We start from the raw sequence: 18,362 nt of genomic DNA, 5'->3' as shown, positions 1-18,362 counted from the left end.
TTACCCGGCGATGGAGCTGCTTCCGAAGCGCCCGTGCCGGTCGTTTCGGAAAGCTCTCGCCTTAATGAGGCAGTTTTGCAGCCTGCGCCGCGATCTGGCGCGCGACCAGTAAATTGAGCCAATGCCCAATCGTCCCGGTGAAGTTGATGATTTCGGTCGTCATTGTCTTAAGTCTCCATTCGTCCACGGTCCCCGCTCTTCAATTCGCCCTTCGATCCGACCTTGTTTCGGATATCGGGCTGGGGGGTCCCGCGGGACGCCCAACAGGAGCGTCCGAGAACGGATATACACGTCTCGCTGACAGATTTCAATATCTGTCAGTCAATGATCCGTGATTGACAGTTAATTTTTGTGGGCGGATCTCGCTCGGCGACCCCGCTCCTCGGGCCCAGATCGCTTGTTTCGCCCTCCCTGCTCTGCCAAATCACGGCGAAAAGGGCATCTTGGCGGGTCGTGCCATCTCGGGCCACCCGCCCACCTTCTTTGATCTGGTTCGAGATCGAGGCGCATCCGGCCGACGCGCTGGCCGAACTCGGGACCGTCCCCAAGGAGGCCGCCAAGACGGTCCGGGCGAAGGCCAGGGACGCGACTTTCGACGTCCGCACGCATCGGCGAGATCGGGCGCGAGACCAAGCACGATGTCGTCGCCTTTCGAGACCGGGTTAGCCTTGTGGCTGCGCGAAGCGCAGTCCGCTGGGCATAACTCATCTCTTTCGCGTCCACGGAGACAAACAGTGGTGGGTTACGCTACGCTAACCCACCCTACGAACAAGAAACGGATTCCCTCATGCCCATCGTCAACCGCGTTGCCGCCCTCTCCGACGAAATGGCCGCCTGGCGCCATGACTTCCATGAGAATCCGGAGCTGCTCTACGAGGTCCACCGCACCGCCGGCATCGTCGCCGATCGCTTGCGCGAATTCGGCTGCGACGAGGTGGTGACGGGCATCGGCCGCACCGGCGTCGTCGGCGTGATCCGCGGCCGCAAGTCCGCCTCCGGCAAGACCATTGGCCTGCGCGCCGACATGGACGCGCTGCCGATCATGGAGACGTCGGGCGTCGCCTACGCCTCCAAGGTCCCCGGCAAGATGCACGCCTGTGGCCATGACGGCCACACCGCCATGCTGCTCGGCGCCGCCAAATACCTCTCCGAGACGCGCAATTTCGACGGCACCGCGATCATGATCTTCCAGCCCGCCGAGGAAGGCGGCGGCGGCGGCAAGGCCATGGTCGAGGATGGGCTGATGACGCGCTGGAACATCCAGGAGGTCTACGGAATGCACAACATGCCGGGCCTGCCCGAGGGCCATTTCGCAACCACCCCCGGCGCGATGCTCGCCTCCTCCGACAACATCCAGATCATCGTCCACGGCAAGGGGGGCCACGCCGGCGCCGGTCCGCACAAATCCGTCGACAGCGTGCTGATCGGCTCGCAGATCGTCAACGCGCTGCAGTCGATCGTCGCGCGCAACGTCGATCCGCTGAAGTCCGCCGTCATCTCGATCACGCAATTCCACTCCGGCACGGCCTTCAACATCATCCCGGAGGTCGCCGAGCTCAGCGGCACCGTGCGCACGCTCGATCCCGAAGTGCGCGATCTCGTCGAACGCCGCATCAGCGAGGTCGCCGAGAGCGTCGCCCGTGCCTATGGCGGCTCGGCCGAGACCAAGTACACGCGGATGTATCCGGTGACGATGAACCATGCGCGCGAGGCCGGCCTTGCCGCCGACGTCGCCCGCGACATCGTCGGCGCGGAGCGCGTCAACGACAAGTTCATTCCGATGATGGGCGCCGAGGATTTCTCCTTCATGCTGGAAGCACGTCCCGGCGCGATGGTCCTGGTCGGGATGGGCGACGGCAACGAGTGCCACCACCCGGCCTATGTCTTCAACGACAACATTTTGGGTCACGGCGCGTCGTTCTGGGCGCGACTGGTCGAAACACGGATGCCGGCGGGCTAGCGCCGCTTCGCATACGCGGCGTTCGTCATTGAGCCGCAGAGCGTAGACCCATTGGCTCATCCGCCCTCATCAGGCGGGATGCGGTCTGGTCTGACGCGAGAGGCAGGGTGAACTGGAAGACGGCGCCGCGAGGCTCGTTTGCACCGGCCCACATCCGTCCGCCATGCGCCTCGATGATCGAGCGGCAGATGGCGAGGCCCATCCCCATACCTGTGGGCTTGGTGGTGTAGAAGGCTTCGAACAGGCGGTCCACGTTCTTCGGATCCAGCCCCGGACCGGAATCCCGCAAGGTGACATGGACGCCGTCCGATGCATCCAGACCGGTGCTGATCAGCAACTCGCGTCCTCCCTCGCCGACCGCGGCCATCGCCTCGATGGCGTTGACGATCAGGTTGAGCACCACTTGCTGAAGTTGAACCCGATCTGCCTGAATGGGCGGCAAGCCCTCGGCAAATTGCGTTCGCACCGAGACGCCGCTCTTGAACGCTTCGCTGCGCGTCAGCGCGATGACCTCAAGCACCGCCTGGTTGATCTCCAGATTCTCCTTTTGCGGGGGAGCGTTCCTGATCAGCGCCCGAATCCGGCCGATGATGGCGCCAGCTCGCATGCCGTCACCGGTGATCCAGCCGAACGTCTGTCGAACCCGCTCCAGATTTGGCGGTTGAGCCTCCAGCCAATTCAGCCCGGCCTCGGCGTTCGCCACGATCGCGGCGATCGGCTGGTTGACTTCATGGGCGATCGAAGCGGTGAGTTGCCCCATCGTGGTGACGCGATTTGCGTGCGCGAGCTCCATCAGCGCTTCACGGTAGCGCCGCTCGTGTTCGCGGCTTTCGGCTTCCGCCCGCTTGAGCGCCGTCAGATCAAGGACGAAGCCGACGCCATTATCCGTACCTGCTCCGAACATGGTCCCGCCGATCAGCACCGGCACACGGGTTCCGTCCTTCCGCACATATTCCTTCTCGAATGGCAGGGCCGTCCCGGCCCGCTTCAGTTCTGCAACGGTATGCAAGTCGCGGTCGCGCCACTCCGGCGGCGTGAGGTCGGCCCGATGCAGGCGCCCTGCGGTGAGATCGTCCCGATCGTATCCCACGATGCGCAGGAATGCATCGTTAGCCTCAAGAATGCGCCCCTCGACTTCCCAGATGATGATGCCGATGATGTTGGCATCGAACAGGCTACTGATCTTGATATCCCGTGCTGCAACATCGCTCTGGAGCTGGATGTTCTCCTCGGTCGCCTCTGTCCGTCGTTTCGCTTCGAGCCGCGCCAGCGCCAGCGCCGCTCCGGCCAGCGCGACGACGAGGAAAACCGCGCCGGCGATCAGCCAGGTCCAGCGTTGCTCGAATGCTTCGGCGCGCGCCTCCCGGTCGGCGAGCCGAAAGCGCTCGTGATCCACCATCTGGTCGATCTGCGAGCGGATCTCGTCCATGCTGCGGATCATCGCCAGCGCGGCCAGCCCGGACGTGCCGGCGGTCTTCAGCAGTTCGTCGATCTCGCGCAGCGTAGCTGTGACGGTCAGCGCCAGATGTCCGGCTCGGAGGCCCTGCAACGGGTCATCCGCGACCAGCGTCTGCAGCGCCTGAGCCTCCCGCCGTACACTTTCGTCAGAGACGCCGTATGCCTTGAGATAGGCGGGGTCGCGGGTCATGAGATACCCGCGTCTTTCGGTCTCCAGTTCCGCGATGATCGCCCGCAGCCGATCGAGCGTTTCGAGGACCTGGCGGCTATGCTCGATGAAGTGATGAGCTGCTTGGCGCTCCTGCCAATATTGCAGGCCGAGGAGGCCGGTCGCGGCAAACAAGGACAGAAGCACTGCGACCGCAAAGATCAGCGGACGAGCAAACCATCGCAGAGGCAGGGCCCGAACAGGAACGGACATTGGCCGTGGGTCTTCGATGCTCGTGTGACCGCGCGTGTTCTGGTGCCGACGCCAGAGCATGATGAGATAATAGCACGGAAAGGGAGGTCGGGAACCCGACATCATCGGATACGCCAAGGGTAAGGGCCGCGATGTCGCAGGGTGCGGCCCCGTGCGCGTGCTATGGTTGAACGCCCTTGGTTGATTCAAGGAGCATCAGCATGGCACAGGGTGAAAACTCACTGAGCCATCCGGCAAGCCGACGCAGTTTCATCAAGGGATTGGGGGCGGCTGGCGCCGGCCTGCCGGTTCTGACTGCGCTGCCGCGCTGGAGCTTTGCCCAGGATTCCGCTGCGGCTTACGCCAACGCCGCGATCGACTGGAAGCAATTTGCAGGACAGACGATCGCGCTTTCGGGCGCGATCCATCCGTGGTCGAATGCGATCACGCCGCTGTTGCCGGAGTTCACCATACTCACCGGCATCAACGTCGCCATCGATTTCCAACTGGAAACCACCTATCTCGGCGCGCTGCCGATCAGGCTCGCCCGCGGCAGCAGCACGCCCGACGTCTTCATGTTCACGACCTATGGCCAGGGCATCTCGAACGGATGGCTGGAGCCACTGAACGGCTACTATTCCAACCGGTCGCTGACCGACCCCGCCTGGTATGACGAGAGCGATCTGCTCAAGACGGCCCGAGCCTTCCCGCTGTGGCCGGACGGCGAACGGTACGCCGTCCCCATCACCTCAGAGGCGATGACCCTGTTCATCAACAGGGATGCGCTGGCAGCCAAGGACCAGCCGATTCCCGAAACTTTCGAACAGCTCCTTGCCACCGCCAAGATGGTCAAGGCCAACGGGATGTCGGGGATCACCATGCGGGCCCAAGCGGGCGGCAATTCCTCCCCACCCGCCATGGGCTTCGTGTTCTCGTACGGTGGGGCCATGGTCGAGCACAACAGGGTCGCGTTCGCGAGCCCGGAGGCAATCGCGGCCGTCGAGATGTACGGACAGCTGCTCAGTCAGGCCGGGCCTGCCGGCGTCGGCAGCTACGAATGGTACCATGTGCTGGACGACTTCCTGCAGGGGCGGACGGCCATGGCAATCGACAGCAGCAACTTCGCGACCGACATCTCCAATCCAGCGAAAAGCCGTGTCACCAAGCAGGCCGGGTTTGCAACCTTTCCGCACCTCGCCGGTCGCGGACCGGTCCCCTTCATGTCGCACTGGCAGGCGTGCATCAATTCCAAATCTCGAAACAAGCGGGCGGCTTTCCTGTTCCTGCTGTGGGCGACGAGCAAGGCGACCTCGCTGCGAACTGCCGCTGCGGGGCTGGCGACGACACGTGTGTCGGCCTGGTCGAGCGAGGACTTCAAGAAGGCGTTCGGCCCGCAGGCCGCCGAGGCGGCGCTGACCAACTTGCAAAATGCCGACGTCGACCGCGCCAAGGCGATCCTTTTCCATCCGCAATCGCGACCGATCCTCGACGCCTTCATGATCGGCGTGAATGAAGTGGTCAACGGGGCGAAGCCGGCGAAGGATGCGATGACGGGCGCAGCCGAAAGGGCCAATGCGGCGATCCGCGGGTAGCGGCGGGGCGGCATCCAATCGGAAGAGCCGGCCACCGCGGACAAGTCGCCGATTCCCCTTGCGCGGCGCTCATCCCTGATATTGCAGCACGTGCATGCCGGCGTTCCAGTCGGAGACGAACATCAGCCCGTCCGGCCGCACATAGGCATCGCAGGTCTTGGCTGCGAGCGCGACGTTCGGGCGGGGGTCGATGAGCTTTTTCGGTGCCGGCGGCACCCAGTACGCGATCTCCTTTGGCGCAAACGCGTCCCTGACGTCGAACACCCTGACGCCGGCGTTGTTGTAGGTCGCGAAGATCGTCTCCTCGCTCTGGAACGAGCCCGGCCGGTTCTCGTGCAGATTATGCGGACCGAAAGTGCCGTCCGTGCAGAAATCGCGGTCGCGCGGCGTCGGCAGGGTTGCGATCGGCACCGGGTTTTCCGGCGCGCGCACGTCGAGAACGAATGTGTGGAACAGGCCCTTGGCGCATTTCTCCGCATTCGCCTCATCCGCGACGATCGCGAGCTGTCGCTTCGGCAGCGGCAGCGGCGTATGCGTGCCGCCGGCGAAGGGCGGCGACCAGTTGATGTGCGACAGCAGCTTCGGATTCGTGGGATCGCTGATATCATGGATGGTGAAGCCGCCATCGCGCCAGGCAGCGTAGCCGCGATCACCCGCCGTGATCATGTGATGGAGCGCAAAGCGCTTGCCCTTTGGCGTCGCCGGCTCACCGGCCGCGCGGTTCATGCCCGGCAGCCACCATTTCGCGACGATCTCCGGCTTCGTGATGGTCTTGAGATCGACCACGCAAAGGATGTGGTCGGTGAAGCCGTCAAGATGCGCCGACACATAGGCATAGCGGCCGCCCGGCCACCACAGCCGGTTGATGCCGAAGCCGGGCATTTCGAGGAAGGCGATCTCGCGCATCTCGTTCGGTTTCGAGATGTCGTGGATCGAGAGACCGGAGCGGAATTTCTTGGCCTTGGTGATGCTGTCGACCAGCGTGTTCTCGAAATAGCCGCGCATGTTGTCGTAAGACTGCATCGCGACGATATTGGCGCCGTTCGCGAGCAGCAGCAGGTCTTCCGCCACCTGGAGATGGTGGGTGCGGGTGTACTGTCCCGCGGTGAAGAAATTGACCGGCTTGAGCGCACGCGGATCGGAGGCGTCGAGGATCGTCACGCCGTCGCTGAACATGTGCCCGACATAGACATGCTGCCGGTTGAACATCACCTGCACGCTTTCGGGCCGGCCGCCGATATCGCTGTAGGAGACGTGCTTGATGCCCTTGCCGATACCCTCCGGTGGAATGTCCGCCTCTGACGCCGATGCCGGCCTCGACCATCCGGACAGTGCCGCGGCTCCGAACACACCTGACAATTGCTGGAGGTGACGGCGGCGAGAGAGTTGAGGCATCGATTTCCCCCTTTTTTGGAGAATGATGCTCGTTTGCGGCGAGGCGTGCAAGCCTTGTGTCGTCCGCCCTCACCTACGCATGCACCACCTCGTGCCGCATCACGAACGGGTCGAGCAGTGTGTGCACTTCGCGGGCGACGAGTTCGCGCTGGTCCGCCGGCAGGCCCGCGAGCGTCACGGTGGCGATCGAGCCGTGGCTACCGTGCGCGCCGACCTTCACCTTGCAGTCGATGCCGCGCTCGACGAGCGGCGTCAGCACTTTCGTGAACACGCGCTGCGCCGCGTCCCAACGCAGCTGCGGCTTGAACACCTTGCCGACGCCGGTCAACGGCATCGGATCGATCGGAATGACCTGCACCGGAACGGCGGCGCGCTCCGGCGTGCGCTCGCGTACCCAGGCTTCCAGCTCGCCCGGCTCGACCTTGGCGCCCGGCTTCAGCTGCACATAACCGACCGGCAATTCACCGGCATAGGCGTCGGGCTGGCCAACCACGGCGGCGAAGCCGACGGCGGGATGGCGAAACATGATCTCCTCGATCGGCGCCGGATCGATGTTGTGGCCGCCGCGGATCACGAGATCCTTGGCGCGGCCGGTGATCCAGAGATAGCCGTCGGCGTCGAGCCGGCCGAGGTCGCCGGAGTTGACCCAGACATCGTCAACGAAGGCGCCCTTGTTGTGCTCGTCGTTGAGATAGCCGCCGAACACGCCGGGCCCGGCCATGATGACGACGCCGATCTCGTCGGCTGCGCAGTCGCGGATCAGCCGGCCGTCGGCGTCAAGCTGCACGATGCGCACGCGCGCGTAAGGCATCGGCAGCCCCACCGAGCCGAGCCGGATCGGCCGCGACGGATAGGCGAGCGTATGCACACTGGAGGTCTCGGTCATGCCGTAGACCTCGACCACCGGCAGCTTCAGCTTGTCCTGGATCGCCGAGCCCACGGCGACAGGGATCGCCGAGCCGCCGCCGGCTGCATATTTCAGGCTGGAGATGTCGGCATTGCCGGGCGGCACGCCAAGCGTTGCCGCGAGCACCGTCGGCACACTCGACAGCGCCTCGGGCTTGAAGCGCTCCACCAGTCCCCAGATGTTCTTCACAGAATTCGGATTGCGCCAGCCGCTCGGCGAGAGCACGACCAGCGAGCCGCCACTCGACAGCGTCAGCAGCACCTGCGTCAGTGATCCCCCGACGTGAAACAGCGGCATGCCGAACAGCAGATTGGAGCCGGGCTTCGATCGCAGCAGCAGATTGAGCGCCCAGGCCTGGTAGACCTGGTTGGCGTGCGTGTGCCGCACGAGTTTTGGCGTGCCGGTGGTGCCGCCGGTGTGGAAATAGGCGGCGATGTCGTGGCCTGCAATCTTGCGCCCGCTGACAAGCCGGTCGGACGGCTGCTGCTTGATCAGGTCGTTGAACGCGAAGATGCCCTTGTCAGGATCGCCGCCGCCGAACACCTGCACGATCGCCTTGAGGTGTTTGAGCTGCGGACGGATCTGCTCGACCTTCTGCCAGATGTCGGTGCCCGGCATCGGCCCGAGCGCCACCAGGATCTTGGTGTTCGCCGCCTCCAGGATCTCCGCGATCTGGTGCGGCTCGAGCAGCGGATTGACGGGATTGGCGATGCCCGCGGCCTCGGCCCCCAGCAGCGTCACGAAGGCATCGGGCACCAGCGGCAGCATGAAGCTGACGACGTCGCCTTTCTCCACGCCGAGCGCATGAAACATGTTGGCGGCTTGCGTGACGCGCGCGATGAGATCGCGATACGTCACCACAACCGGCGTATCGGCCGGATCGGCGTTTTGCAGGAACTGAATCGCCGCCCCATCGGGGTTGCGCGCAGCGCCGAGCCTGACGGCGTCATAGGTGCTCTCGGCTGCGACACGATCGGCATAAGGCACCTGCTCGAAGGCCCGGACCTCCGCGTCCGTTGCCAGGTCCGGATAGTCGTCGCCGATGAGCCGATCGAGCGCGTGGATGCCCGCCATGGAATTCTGTCCTCCCTCAGATGCATTTCCCCGCCCCTGTCTTTTGACATTTTGGTTCGGCGAGGCCTCGACCGATGGCCGGTCGAGCGCGGACAGAATGATGGATGATTGAGCATTCGTCCATGGCCTAACGGCTATGGTCGTAGCACTCGTATTCGAAGCCTTTGAACCTCCGCGCCCGATCCGGGGACCAAGAACTGGCATCGGACTCGCCGGCCAGCGTCCTGCCGCAAGACTTGAGGTGATCATGACTACGCCCCCGCGGGACCGCGTCACACGGCAGCTCGTCGCGCTCACCATGACATCGGTGATCGGCGCATCGGCGATCGCCCTGCCGCGCGGCGCGCTTGCCGGAGACAGCCAGTTCGACAAGATGCGTGCCAGGATCGCGGCCCTCGTCGCCGACAAGATGGAGAAGCTGGGCGGCTCGCGCATCATCTACAAGGTCGACACCGACGGTTTGCGCGAGAGCGACGTCACGGATTTGCGCGACGATGTCTACAAGACCCTGCGCGAGGGCAAGATCGCCTTCTCCGGTCTTGCGATACGCGACGCCGGCGTCGAACTGAAGATCGCCGATGCCAAGGGCCGCGATCAGCTCGCACGCAAGCTCGCGTCAGCCGCGGAGGGATTGCCATCGCATGCGCTCACGGTGACCGACGGCGGCGACGGACTGGTCAGGCTCGCGCCGACCGATGTCGCATCCGCGGCACGGCTGCGCGATCTCGTCGACGATTCCATCGCCATGATCGAGCAGCGCCTCAAGGACGCCGGCATCGACCTCGCCAGCGTCCAGCCTGATGGCGCGGATCGCATCCGCATTTTCATCCCGGGCATGATGGAGCCCGGGCGCGTGACTGCTGTCTTCGCCAGGAAGGTCAATGTCAGCTTCCGCCTGGTCGACATCTCGATGCCGGCGGAACAGGCACAATCCGGCGCGCCGCCTGCGGGCACCGAAGTCCTGCTCGGCTTCAAGGACGCGCGCCGTTACCTCGTCGCCAAGGACAGCGCGCTCGACGGCGACGACATCAGCTATGCCGGCCCGGGATTTGCCGGCGGCACGAAAGACCCGATCGCCTCGTTCCGCTTCAACGGCCGCGGCACGCGGCGCTTTGCCCACGTCACCGAAGAGAACATCGGAAGGCCCTTCGCCATCGTGCTCGACGGCAAGGTGATCTCCGCCCCCGTGATCCGCGAACCCATCACCGGCGGCTCGGGCCAGATCTCCGGCAATTTCACGCTGGAGGAAGCCAATAGCGTCGCGATGTTGCTGCGCGCCGGTTCGCTGCCGGGGCACCTCGGCCTCGTCGAGCAGCAGGTCGTGCAGCCCGCCGCCAAGCCGTAAGGCTGGTCGCCCTGCGCCCCGCCGGTCGGGGACGCCACGGTCCACGCCGCCGAAGCCCGGGCCCCGAATCACGGGCGCAACACGGCCATGCGCACAACCAAGGGGCAATTGCCGAAACGCCCGATCAGGCTAAAATTTGCCCCTTGCGGCATGGCGGCCGAAGGCTTCATTTCAAGCGGTCGTCATTCGATTTCGGCTATACGTGTCGAGCATACCGACCAGGACTGAAGGCCTTACGCGGGGTTAGTACATGCCGTCCGGCAGCGCAGACATTTCCTCGATCCTCGACCGCATTCTCGATGCGGCGACGGACAACCTCAGGATCGCAAAGATCCTGGTCCAGATGGGCCTCGATCCCAACAACGTCACCTACGACGCGATCTTCAACCGGCTGCTGGAGATCTTTGTCCAGAACATCACGCTGGCCAATCTGTTCGCAGCGGTCGGCGCCGGCTTCTTCGTCGCCACCCTCTTGATGCGGACGATGGTGCCCCTGCGCGTCGCCAACATGGTCGGCTGTGCGTTCTTCGCCGTTTTCGGCGCACTGTCAGCCAACGTCTCTACGTTCCTCCTCTATCTTCTGCTGCTTCCGATCAACGCCCTGCGCCTGCGGCAGATGCTCAAGCTGGTCAAGAAGGCGCGCCATGCGGCCGAAGGCGACATGTCGATCGAGTGGCTCAAGCCGTTCATGACCGAGCGCAAATATCGCAGTGGCGATACGCTTTTCAAATTGGGCGATCCCGCCAAGGAGATGCTCCTCACGGTCACCGGCAAGTTCCTGGTCAAGGAGATCAATGTCGAGATCGGGCCCGGAGCTCTCATGGGAGAGCTCGGCTTCCTCACGCCGGACAACCGGCGCACCGGAACGATCGAATGCATCGAAGACGGACAGGTGCTGACGATCACCTATGACCGCCTGCTCGAGATCTATTTTCAGGACCCGCAGTTCGGCTATTACTTCCTGGTGTTGACCAGTCAGCGCCTGCTGCAAAACATCGATCGCTTGCAGAAGCAACTGGCGAGCGAGCGGGCGGCGACCACCAACAGGATCGCGTGAACCGGGCGGCCGAATGCGCTTCGGCCACCCGGCCACGGCTCAGAGCTTCGAGCCGCCGTCGACGTGCATGGTGTCGCCGGTGATCCAGCGCGCGTCGGGAGAGGCGAGGAAGGCAACCGCGTCCGCGATGTCGTCGGGCTCGGCAATCCGCTTCAAGGTCTGCATGCCGAGCGTGTAGTCGCGCCCCGCATCGGTCTTGGTGAAGGACGACATCTCGGTCCCCACCACGCCCGGCGCCACTGCGTTGACGCGCACGCCGCGCGCACCCAGCGCTGCCGCAAAGTGCTTCACCAGGGTGTCGATCGCACCCTTGGTGGCGGCATAGGCCGGCAGCGTCCCGACCACCGCATGGGCGGCAAGCGAAGAAACGAGTACGACGCTGCTGCCCTCATGCAGGATCGGCAGCAATTGCTGCACCAGGAAGAATGGCGCGCGAACGTTGACGGCAAACAACCGGTCGAAATCCTCAACCGTCGTTTCCTCGATCACAGCCGACTTGGCGATGCCGGCATTGGCAACCAGAATATCGAGCCGATCGCCGACGATGCCACGCACCCGGGTCGCCAGTTGATACGGACCATCAGGCGCGCCGAGATCGGCCCCGATCGCATCGGCCCGCCCGCCGCTCTTGCGGATTTCGGCGACGACGGCCTCGGCCTCCTTGGCGGCCTGGCCGTAATGCACCAGCACCTGCCCACCGCGCTTCGCGAGCGCCAGTGCCGAGGCGCGGCCGATGCCGCGCGAGGCACCGGTGACGAGAGCAGTTTTTCCCTTGAGGTCGGTCATGGTCATCACTCCTTCGCCGGGCGCAGGGACCCCATTCCCTGCCAATCAGGTATGGTGCTGGTGCAGCGTCTTTTGCTGGCATGCTGTTTGGAGCCGGCTGGCGGCTTTGAAAAAGACTTTGTAAGCTCATGGGCATACCCGGGAGGTATGCTTCATGGAGCTGCGCCATCTCCGTTATTTCATCGCCGTGGCCGAGGAAGGCAGCCTGACGGTCGCCGCCGAGAAGCGGCTGCACACCGCGCAGCCCTCGCTCAGCCGCCAGATTCGCGATCTCGAATACGAGGTCGGCGTACCTCTACTGGTACGCAGCGTACACGGCGTCGAACTGACGGCCGCGGGACGAGCCTTCCTTGATCACGCGCGCCTTGCGCTGACGCAGGCCGATGCGGCGATCGAGGCGGCGCGGCGCGCCGGCCGCCCCGAGAAGTCGCGCTTTGCGCTCGGCTTCCTCACCGGTCAGGAAATCGATTGGCTGCCGGAGGCTATGCGCGTGCTGCGCGACGAACTGCCGAACATCGACGTGACCGTGACGAGCGATTTTTCGCCTGCGCTGGCCGACGGCCTCAGGCGCGGAAGTCTCGACCTCGCCTTCATGCGGCGCGAGGCAAGCTCAGCGGAACTCGTCTACAAGACCGTGATCGAGGAGGCGCTGGTCGCAGTGCTCCCAAGCGACCATCGCCTCGCCAAGCTCGACCGCATCGACCTCGCCAAACTGGAGGGGACGCCCTTCGTCAACGTCTCCGACACCGCTCCAGAGCTCCTCAAGATCATCAACAGCCATGTTCGCGAAAGCGGCCTGCCGATCGCGACGGCGCATGATGCCGACAACATCGCGATGGCGGTGTCGATGGTGGCTTCCACCCGCGGCTTCGCGCTACTCCCGGGCTACGTCAAAAACTTCCTGCCCTGGTCCGTCGTCAGCCGTCCGCTCAGGGGCAAGGCGCCGACGATCGATCTCGTCGTGGGCTATCACAAAACCAATGCCTCACCGATCCTCGCAAAATTCGTCTCGAGGCTGAGCGACTTGATCGAGCGCGCGACCAAACATATGGCGCACTGATCATGACCCGCTCCGCGGCTCAGCTCAGCAGCAGCGCCATTCCCGGATCGCCCTTCTCCATCGCACGCCGGTAGGCTGCCCGTGCACCGATCCGGCCGAGATACTTGATCACGTTCGGACAGCGCTGGAGATCATAGGGCTGGAAGTAGCGCATCGTGGTGAGCGAGAAGCCGATCATGATGTCGGCGGTGGTGAAGGTATTGCCCGCCAGGTATTCGGCGTCGCCGACGCGCGCATCGACCAGGTCGAAGGCGCGGTCGATACGCCCCCTTGTCGCGGCCAGCATCGGATTGTCGTCGGCGAGCTTGAGCCGGTTCAGGATCATCAGCCGGCCCATGCCGGCCTGCAGCGTGCCGTTGGCGAAGTGAAACCAGTACAGGAACTGCGCGAAGTCAGCATCATCGGGGCGGAGCACGAGACGTCCCTTGCCGTATTTGGCCATGATGTAATCGACGATGGCACCGGATTCTGCGAGCACGAGATCGCCGTCGGTGATGACGGGCGCGGCCCCGATCGGATGCAGCGCCTTGTAATCGGGCGGCGCCAGCATGGTCACGGAATCGCGTGTGTAGCGCTTCAGCTCGTAGGGAATTTCGAGCTCCTCGCAGAGCCAGACGATGCGTTCGGACTGCGACTTGCCGAGATGATGGACTGTGAGCATGGCACTTCCTGCGACCGTGAGTTGGATCAGTCGTGACGCCGCATCCTAACCCGTCATTGCGAGCACAGCGAAGCAATCCAGAGTCTTTCCGCGGTGGCAGTCTGGATTGCTTCGCTGTGCTCGCAATGACGATGGGAGAGAGCGTCTCCCCTACCCCGCCTCGTCCGCCACCATCCGCGCCACGACGCGGTCGCGGCGGATGAAATGGTGCCAGAGGGCGGCGATCACGTGGATCGCGATCAGTGCGAGCAGCACATAGGCAAAGAGGATGTGGCGGTCCTCATAGGCGCCCGCCGCCGCACGGTCCGGAGAGGTGAATTGCGGCACGTGAAACAGGCCGAAGAAGTCGGAATAGTCCGGCGTACGCGCGCCGGAATGCGCCCAGCCCAGCAACGCGACCAGGATGACCACGAGATAGAGCGCGCCGTGGCTGACATGGGCCGCGATCCTCTGCCAGCGGGAGGTCTCAGGCGGCATCGCCGGCGTCGGGTTGACGGCTCGCCAGACCAGGCGCAGCACGGTCAGCAGCAGGATCACATAGCCGATATCGGCATGGATCGAGCGGTAGAAGAAGCGGTCGGGACGCGCCGGGATGTGGTTCATCCACCAGCCGAAGCCGATCATGCCGATGATGGCCAGCGCCAGGCCCCAGTGCAGCCACCGGGAAACGCGGCCCCAGCCGGCAGCGGTATTTCTGATCATGTCGGCTCTCCGGAATTTTGCGGATAAGTCCCCCGTCCGCAGCGCTGCTGCTGATAGCGGGAACATGCGGCAACCGTGAAATTGAATCGTTCCAAATTGGCCCCAAACGGCCCCGCCGCAAAACCGCCCCAAATACCGAATGGTAACCATGGTGCCCTTAAGGTAGCGACGTGACCTATTCCCCGACGATCCTGGTGTTCGATTCCGGCCTTGGTGGGCTCACGGTGCTCCGTGAGGTCGTGGCCGCGCGCCCGGACGCGCATTACGTCTACGTCGCCGACGACGCCTTCTTCCCCTATGGCCACCACAGCGAGGACGAGATCATCGCCCGCGTCGTGCCGCTGATGGGCGAACTGATCCGCACGCACGATCCTGACCTCGCCGTCATCGCCTGCAACACGGCGTCCACCTTGGTCCTATCTCACTTACGCGCCGCTTATTCCCTGCCCTTCGTCGGCACCGTGCCGGCGATCAAGCCGGCCTGCGCGCAGTCCAAGACCCGTCGCGTCTCGGTGCTCGGCACCAAGGGCACGGTGAAGCGCGAATACACCAAGGCGCTGATCCGCGATTTCGCGCTGGGTTGCGAGGTGACGCTGGTCGGCTCGCCCGAGCTTGCCTCGCTGGCTGAAGCTGACCTCAGCGGCCATCCGATCAGCGACGATGCCATCCTCGCCGAACTCACCCCCTGCTTCGTCGGCGATCCCCAGGATACGGGTGCGCGCACCGACATCGTGGTGCTCGCCTGCACGCATTATCCGCTGCTGCTCGACCGGCTGAAGCGGCTGGCACCCTGGCCGGTCGACTGGATCGATCCGGCGCCGGCCATCGCCCGCCGCGTCTCCGACCTGCTCGGCACACGCCTTGGCGATATCACGCAATCCGGCGCGGAGATGATCTTCACCTCGAACCGCGCGCATGGCCTTTCCGCCACGCTGATGCCGTTCTTCGGCGGCCGTGTGCCGGCCTGACTTTGCGCCGCAACGGCGCGCTGCTAGGCTTCGCCGTCGTCTCCCCGCAGGTCATCCCAAGGCAATTCCATGTCGGTCCCGACTACGCCACTCAACCGTCTGCGCCAGCTCTGGCGCGAGGGCCGCCCCGCCTTCGGCGCGATCGCGACGATCCCGAGCGTGCAGATGGTGCAGATCATGGCCCGCTCGCTCGACTGGATCATCGTCGATCTCGAGCATGGCCCGATCGGGCTCACCGAAGCGCATGCGATGATCGCCGCCACGACAGGCACGCCGTGCACGCCCCTGGTGCGGATCGCGGCGAACGAGCCGTGGCTTGCGAAAGCGCCGATGGACATCGGCGCCTTCGGCATCAATTTCCCGATGATCACCAATCGCGGCGATGCCGAGAAGGCGGTGCGCAGCGTGCGCTATCCGCCGCGCGGCGATCGTCTCTGGGGACCGTTTCACGCGCCGTTCCGCTGGGGCCAGTCGATGCCGGACTACATGGCGTCGGCCGACGACGAGATGATCTGCATGATCACCATCGAGCATGTCGATGCCGTCAACCGCATCGACGAGATCATGGCGACGCCGGGCATCGACGTCGCGGTGATCGGCCCCGGTGATCTCGCCACCTCGATCAACAAGCGCGGCCGGATGGATGATCCGGAATTGCTGGAGCTGGTCGCCCGCGCCGAGGCCGGCATCCTCAAAAGCGGCGTGCCGATCGGCGGCGTGGCGCGCACGGCCGACCAGGCCAACCAGCTGATCGACCGCGGCTATCGCGCGATCGCGCTGGGTTTCGACTGGTCGCTCTTCCAGCGCGGCATCATGGCCGCGTTCGACGGCATCAAGCGCTGAACAAGCGGATTGCGACCTTGCCGGGAATGGCGGCGCTGTTAGGGTCGGCCGTTCCAGGGAGGAAACAATGCCTAAAAAGACTTTGCTCGCTCTGACCTTCGCCACTCTTGCCTTCACGGGCCTTGCTTGTGCGGCCTTCGCCCAGCAGCCCGGCATCAAGCGCACCCCACTCCAGAAAATCGATTTCCCGGACAGTTACACGACGGTGACCGCTATCGCCGAGGTGCCGCCCGGCGGCGCCGCCGGCCGCCATACCCATCCCGGCGTCGAGACCGGCTATGTGCTGGAGGGCGAGGTCGACCTCCTCATCGAGGGGCAGCCCGAGAAACACCTGAAAGCGGGTGATTCCTATGTGATCCCGGCCGGCGTCGTTCATGACGCCAAGACACATGGCGATAAGCCATTGAAAATCATTGGTATTTACATCTTCGACAAGACCAAGCCGCTGGCGACGCCGGCGCCCTGATGCGGCGAACCGACCGACCCCAGGCGGGTTGGTTCGTGCTAGAGCACGCGGCGAGCGGGAACTCCTCTCGCCGCATTTTCATTCAGCCCGGAACCGGAGACCAATGCGCGGGAAAGCCAAGACCATTTCGATGCCGCGCCGCCTGATTTGCGACCTCATGCGCGCCTCGATGGACGTACCCTTCGTCTCGCTCTCCCGTACGCTCAATATTCGCCCCCTGCTGGAGGCCCGCGCGGGCGCGATGACGCCCGCCGGCTGGGCAGCGATGTTCGTCAAGGCCTTTGCCCTCGTGGCCAGGGACGAGCCGGTCCTGCGCACCGTCTACGCCAAATGGCCCTGGCCGATGCTCTACGAGCTGCCCAATAGCGTGGCGTCGGTCGCGATCGCCAGGGTCCAAGACGGCGAGGAATGCGTGATGCCGCAGCGAATCGCGGCTCCCGAAGCCATGGCGCTGGCTGCAGTCGACGCCGAGATCCGGCGCGCCAAGACGGCGCCGATCGAGGACGTGCCGATGTTCCGCAAGATCATGCGGGCGACCCGCCTGCCGCTGCCGCTGCGGCGGCTATCCTGGGCGGTGGGGCTCAATTTCGGCCGGCAGCGAGGCAACTGGTTCGGCAGCTTCGCGGTGAGCTCGGTGGCCGCCTATGGCGGCGGCGAGCTCCACCCCGTCACGCCGGGCCCGTTCATCGTCAGCTATGGCGTGGTCCAGGGCGACCAGACCATCCATGTCGTGATCCGCTGGGATCACCGCGTCACCGACGCCGCCCCGATCGCCCGGGTCCTGACCCGGCTGGAACAGGTCCTGAACACTGAAATCGCTGCCGAATTGCGGGCGGCTAGCCCCAAGCCTATCCGGGTGGTGAGGACCTGATTCCGGGGCCATTCGCATTGACAGCGAACCCCAAACTCCCCTAAAAGCCGCCTGCTCGCGGGCCGATTTCGGCCCGCGAAGCGTTTCGCGACCCGTGGTCCTGCCCCCTATGCTTTGGGGATCGGACCTGTCGGTGCCGGGATTTCCCGTCACACAGGAGGGCGCGTTTCCTCAAACCATGTACCTGAAGAGGACGCGATGACTAAGCGCAGTGAGGCGAAGTACAAGATCGATCGCCGTATGGGCCAGAACATCTGGGGCCGCCCGAAGAGCCCCGTGAACCGCCGCGAGTACGGCCCCGGCCAGCACGGCCAGCGCCGCAAGGGCAAGCTCTCCGATTTCGGCGTGCAGCTGCGCGCCAAGCAGAAGCTGAAGGGCTACTACGCCAACATTTCCGAGCGCCAGTTCCACGGCATCTATGTCGAGGCGAGCCGCCTCAAGGGTGACACCGGCGAGAACCTGATCGGCCTGCTCGAGCGTCGTCTCGACGCGGTCGTGTACCGCGCCAAGTTCGTCTCGACGATCTTCGCCGCGCGCCAGTTCATCAACCACGGCCACATCAAGGTGAACGGCCGCAAGGTCAACATCTCGAGCTACCAGCTCAAGGTCGGCGACGTGATCGAGGTCAAGGAAGCCTCCAAGCAGCTCGCGCACGTTCTCGAAGCCAGCCAGCTCCCCGAGCGCGACACCCCCGACTATCTCGAAGTCGACCACGGCAAGATGACCGCGAAGTACGTGCGCATCCCCGGCCTCTCCGACGTGCCGTTCCCGGTGCAGATGGAGCCGCATCTGGTCGTCGAATTCTATTCGCGCTAAG

Annotated in this window: 16 protein-coding genes and 1 pseudogene; 11 read left to right on the top strand and 6 right to left on the bottom strand. The window is 64.6% G+C overall.

Annotation, left to right across the window (positions count from 1 at the left end):
- Window positions 1-453 precede the first annotated feature (453 nt).
- Together JQ627_RS39200 and JQ627_RS27675 are read left to right on the top strand one after the other, a co-directional pair.
- Window positions 454-688: pseudogene (locus tag JQ627_RS39200) on the top strand (hypothetical protein); the annotation flags it as partial.
- A gap of 99 nt (window positions 689-787) precedes the next feature.
- Complete coding sequence (locus JQ627_RS27675; RefSeq protein WP_212487392.1) at window positions 788-1,960, top strand: M20 aminoacylase family protein; 1,173 nt, start codon at window positions 788-790, stop codon at window positions 1,958-1,960.
- Window positions 1,961-1,985: 25 nt separating this feature from the next.
- Here JQ627_RS27675 and JQ627_RS27670 read toward each other — a convergent pair whose 3' ends face one another.
- Window positions 1,986-3,839 carry an ATP-binding protein gene (locus JQ627_RS27670; RefSeq protein WP_212487391.1) on the bottom strand — a complete coding sequence of 618 codons (1,854 nt, stop codon included), beginning with the start codon at window positions 3,837-3,839 and terminating at the stop codon, window positions 1,986-1,988.
- A gap of 200 nt (window positions 3,840-4,039) precedes the next feature.
- On the opposite strand from JQ627_RS27670, the gene JQ627_RS27665 reads away from it, so the two are divergent.
- Window positions 4,040-5,410: an ABC transporter substrate-binding protein gene (locus JQ627_RS27665; RefSeq protein WP_212487389.1), complete on the top strand. Its 1,371-nt coding sequence runs from the start codon at window positions 4,040-4,042 to the stop codon at window positions 5,408-5,410.
- A 69-nt stretch (window positions 5,411-5,479) separates the two neighbouring features.
- Here JQ627_RS27665 and JQ627_RS27660 read toward each other — a convergent pair whose 3' ends face one another.
- Window positions 5,480-6,805, bottom strand: a complete 1,326-nt coding sequence (locus JQ627_RS27660; protein ID WP_212487387.1) for an LVIVD repeat-containing protein — start codon at window positions 6,803-6,805, stop codon at window positions 5,480-5,482.
- Between the two features lie 73 nt (window positions 6,806-6,878).
- Window positions 6,879-8,786, bottom strand: coding sequence for an acyl-CoA synthetase (locus JQ627_RS27655; protein ID WP_212487383.1), 1,908 nt, complete (start codon window positions 8,784-8,786; stop codon window positions 6,879-6,881).
- Between the two features lie 247 nt (window positions 8,787-9,033).
- Here JQ627_RS27655 and JQ627_RS27650 point away from each other — a divergent pair, with 247 nt between their 5' ends.
- Window positions 9,034-10,131 carry a SecDF P1 head subdomain-containing protein gene (locus JQ627_RS27650; RefSeq protein ID WP_212487382.1) on the top strand — a complete coding sequence of 366 codons (1,098 nt, stop codon included), beginning with the start codon at window positions 9,034-9,036 and terminating at the stop codon, window positions 10,129-10,131.
- A gap of 250 nt (window positions 10,132-10,381) precedes the next feature.
- Window positions 10,382-11,188, top strand: coding sequence for a Crp/Fnr family transcriptional regulator (locus JQ627_RS27645; RefSeq protein ID WP_014494157.1), 807 nt, complete (start codon window positions 10,382-10,384; stop codon window positions 11,186-11,188).
- 39 nt (window positions 11,189-11,227) lie between these two features.
- Here the strand turns inward: JQ627_RS27645 and JQ627_RS27640 are convergent, their stop codons facing one another.
- Window positions 11,228-11,974: an SDR family NAD(P)-dependent oxidoreductase gene (locus JQ627_RS27640; RefSeq protein WP_212487381.1), complete on the bottom strand. Its 747-nt coding sequence runs from the start codon at window positions 11,972-11,974 to the stop codon at window positions 11,228-11,230.
- 154 nt (window positions 11,975-12,128) lie between these two features.
- Between JQ627_RS27640 and JQ627_RS27635 the strand changes: the two genes are divergently transcribed.
- The gene (locus tag JQ627_RS27635) at window positions 12,129-13,034 is read left to right on the top strand and encodes a LysR family transcriptional regulator (RefSeq protein ID WP_212487379.1); all 906 of its coding nucleotides are present in this window, start codon (window positions 12,129-12,131) and stop codon (window positions 13,032-13,034) included.
- Between the two features lie 19 nt (window positions 13,035-13,053).
- Here JQ627_RS27635 and JQ627_RS27630 read toward each other — a convergent pair whose 3' ends face one another.
- A complete protein-coding gene (locus JQ627_RS27630; RefSeq protein ID WP_212487377.1) occupies window positions 13,054-13,695 on the bottom strand; it encodes a glutathione S-transferase family protein in 642 nt (213 codons plus the stop codon).
- A gap of 150 nt (window positions 13,696-13,845) precedes the next feature.
- Window positions 13,846-14,397 carry a cytochrome b gene (locus JQ627_RS27625; RefSeq protein ID WP_212487375.1) on the bottom strand — a complete coding sequence of 184 codons (552 nt, stop codon included), beginning with the start codon at window positions 14,395-14,397 and terminating at the stop codon, window positions 13,846-13,848.
- Window positions 14,398-14,567: 170 nt separating this feature from the next.
- On the opposite strand from JQ627_RS27625, the gene murI reads away from it, so the two are divergent.
- From murI to rpsD, 5 genes are all read left to right on the top strand, one after another.
- A complete protein-coding gene (gene murI, locus JQ627_RS27620) occupies window positions 14,568-15,365 on the top strand; it encodes a glutamate racemase (RefSeq protein WP_212487373.1) in 798 nt (265 codons plus the stop codon).
- 69 nt (window positions 15,366-15,434) lie between these two features.
- Window positions 15,435-16,208 carry an HpcH/HpaI aldolase/citrate lyase family protein gene (locus JQ627_RS27615; RefSeq protein WP_212487371.1) on the top strand — a complete coding sequence of 258 codons (774 nt, stop codon included), beginning with the start codon at window positions 15,435-15,437 and terminating at the stop codon, window positions 16,206-16,208.
- 67 nt (window positions 16,209-16,275) lie between these two features.
- Window positions 16,276-16,674 carry a cupin domain-containing protein gene (locus tag JQ627_RS27610; RefSeq protein ID WP_212487369.1) on the top strand — a complete coding sequence of 133 codons (399 nt, stop codon included), beginning with the start codon at window positions 16,276-16,278 and terminating at the stop codon, window positions 16,672-16,674.
- A 103-nt stretch (window positions 16,675-16,777) separates the two neighbouring features.
- Window positions 16,778-17,545 (top strand): acyltransferase, encoded by a 768-nt coding sequence (locus JQ627_RS27605; protein ID WP_212487367.1) that lies wholly within the window; start codon window positions 16,778-16,780, stop codon window positions 17,543-17,545.
- A gap of 198 nt (window positions 17,546-17,743) precedes the next feature.
- Window positions 17,744-18,361, top strand: a complete 618-nt coding sequence (gene rpsD / locus JQ627_RS27600) for a 30S ribosomal protein S4 (RefSeq protein ID WP_014494148.1) — start codon at window positions 17,744-17,746, stop codon at window positions 18,359-18,361.
- Window position 18,362: the final 1 nt, after the last annotated feature.

This window comes from Bradyrhizobium liaoningense (assembly GCF_018130785.1).
Lineage (GTDB): Bacteria > Pseudomonadota > Alphaproteobacteria > Rhizobiales > Xanthobacteraceae > Bradyrhizobium > Bradyrhizobium liaoningense_A.
Note: the sequence above shows the minus strand (reverse complement) of the source record. Positions and strands in the feature narration are given on the sequence as shown.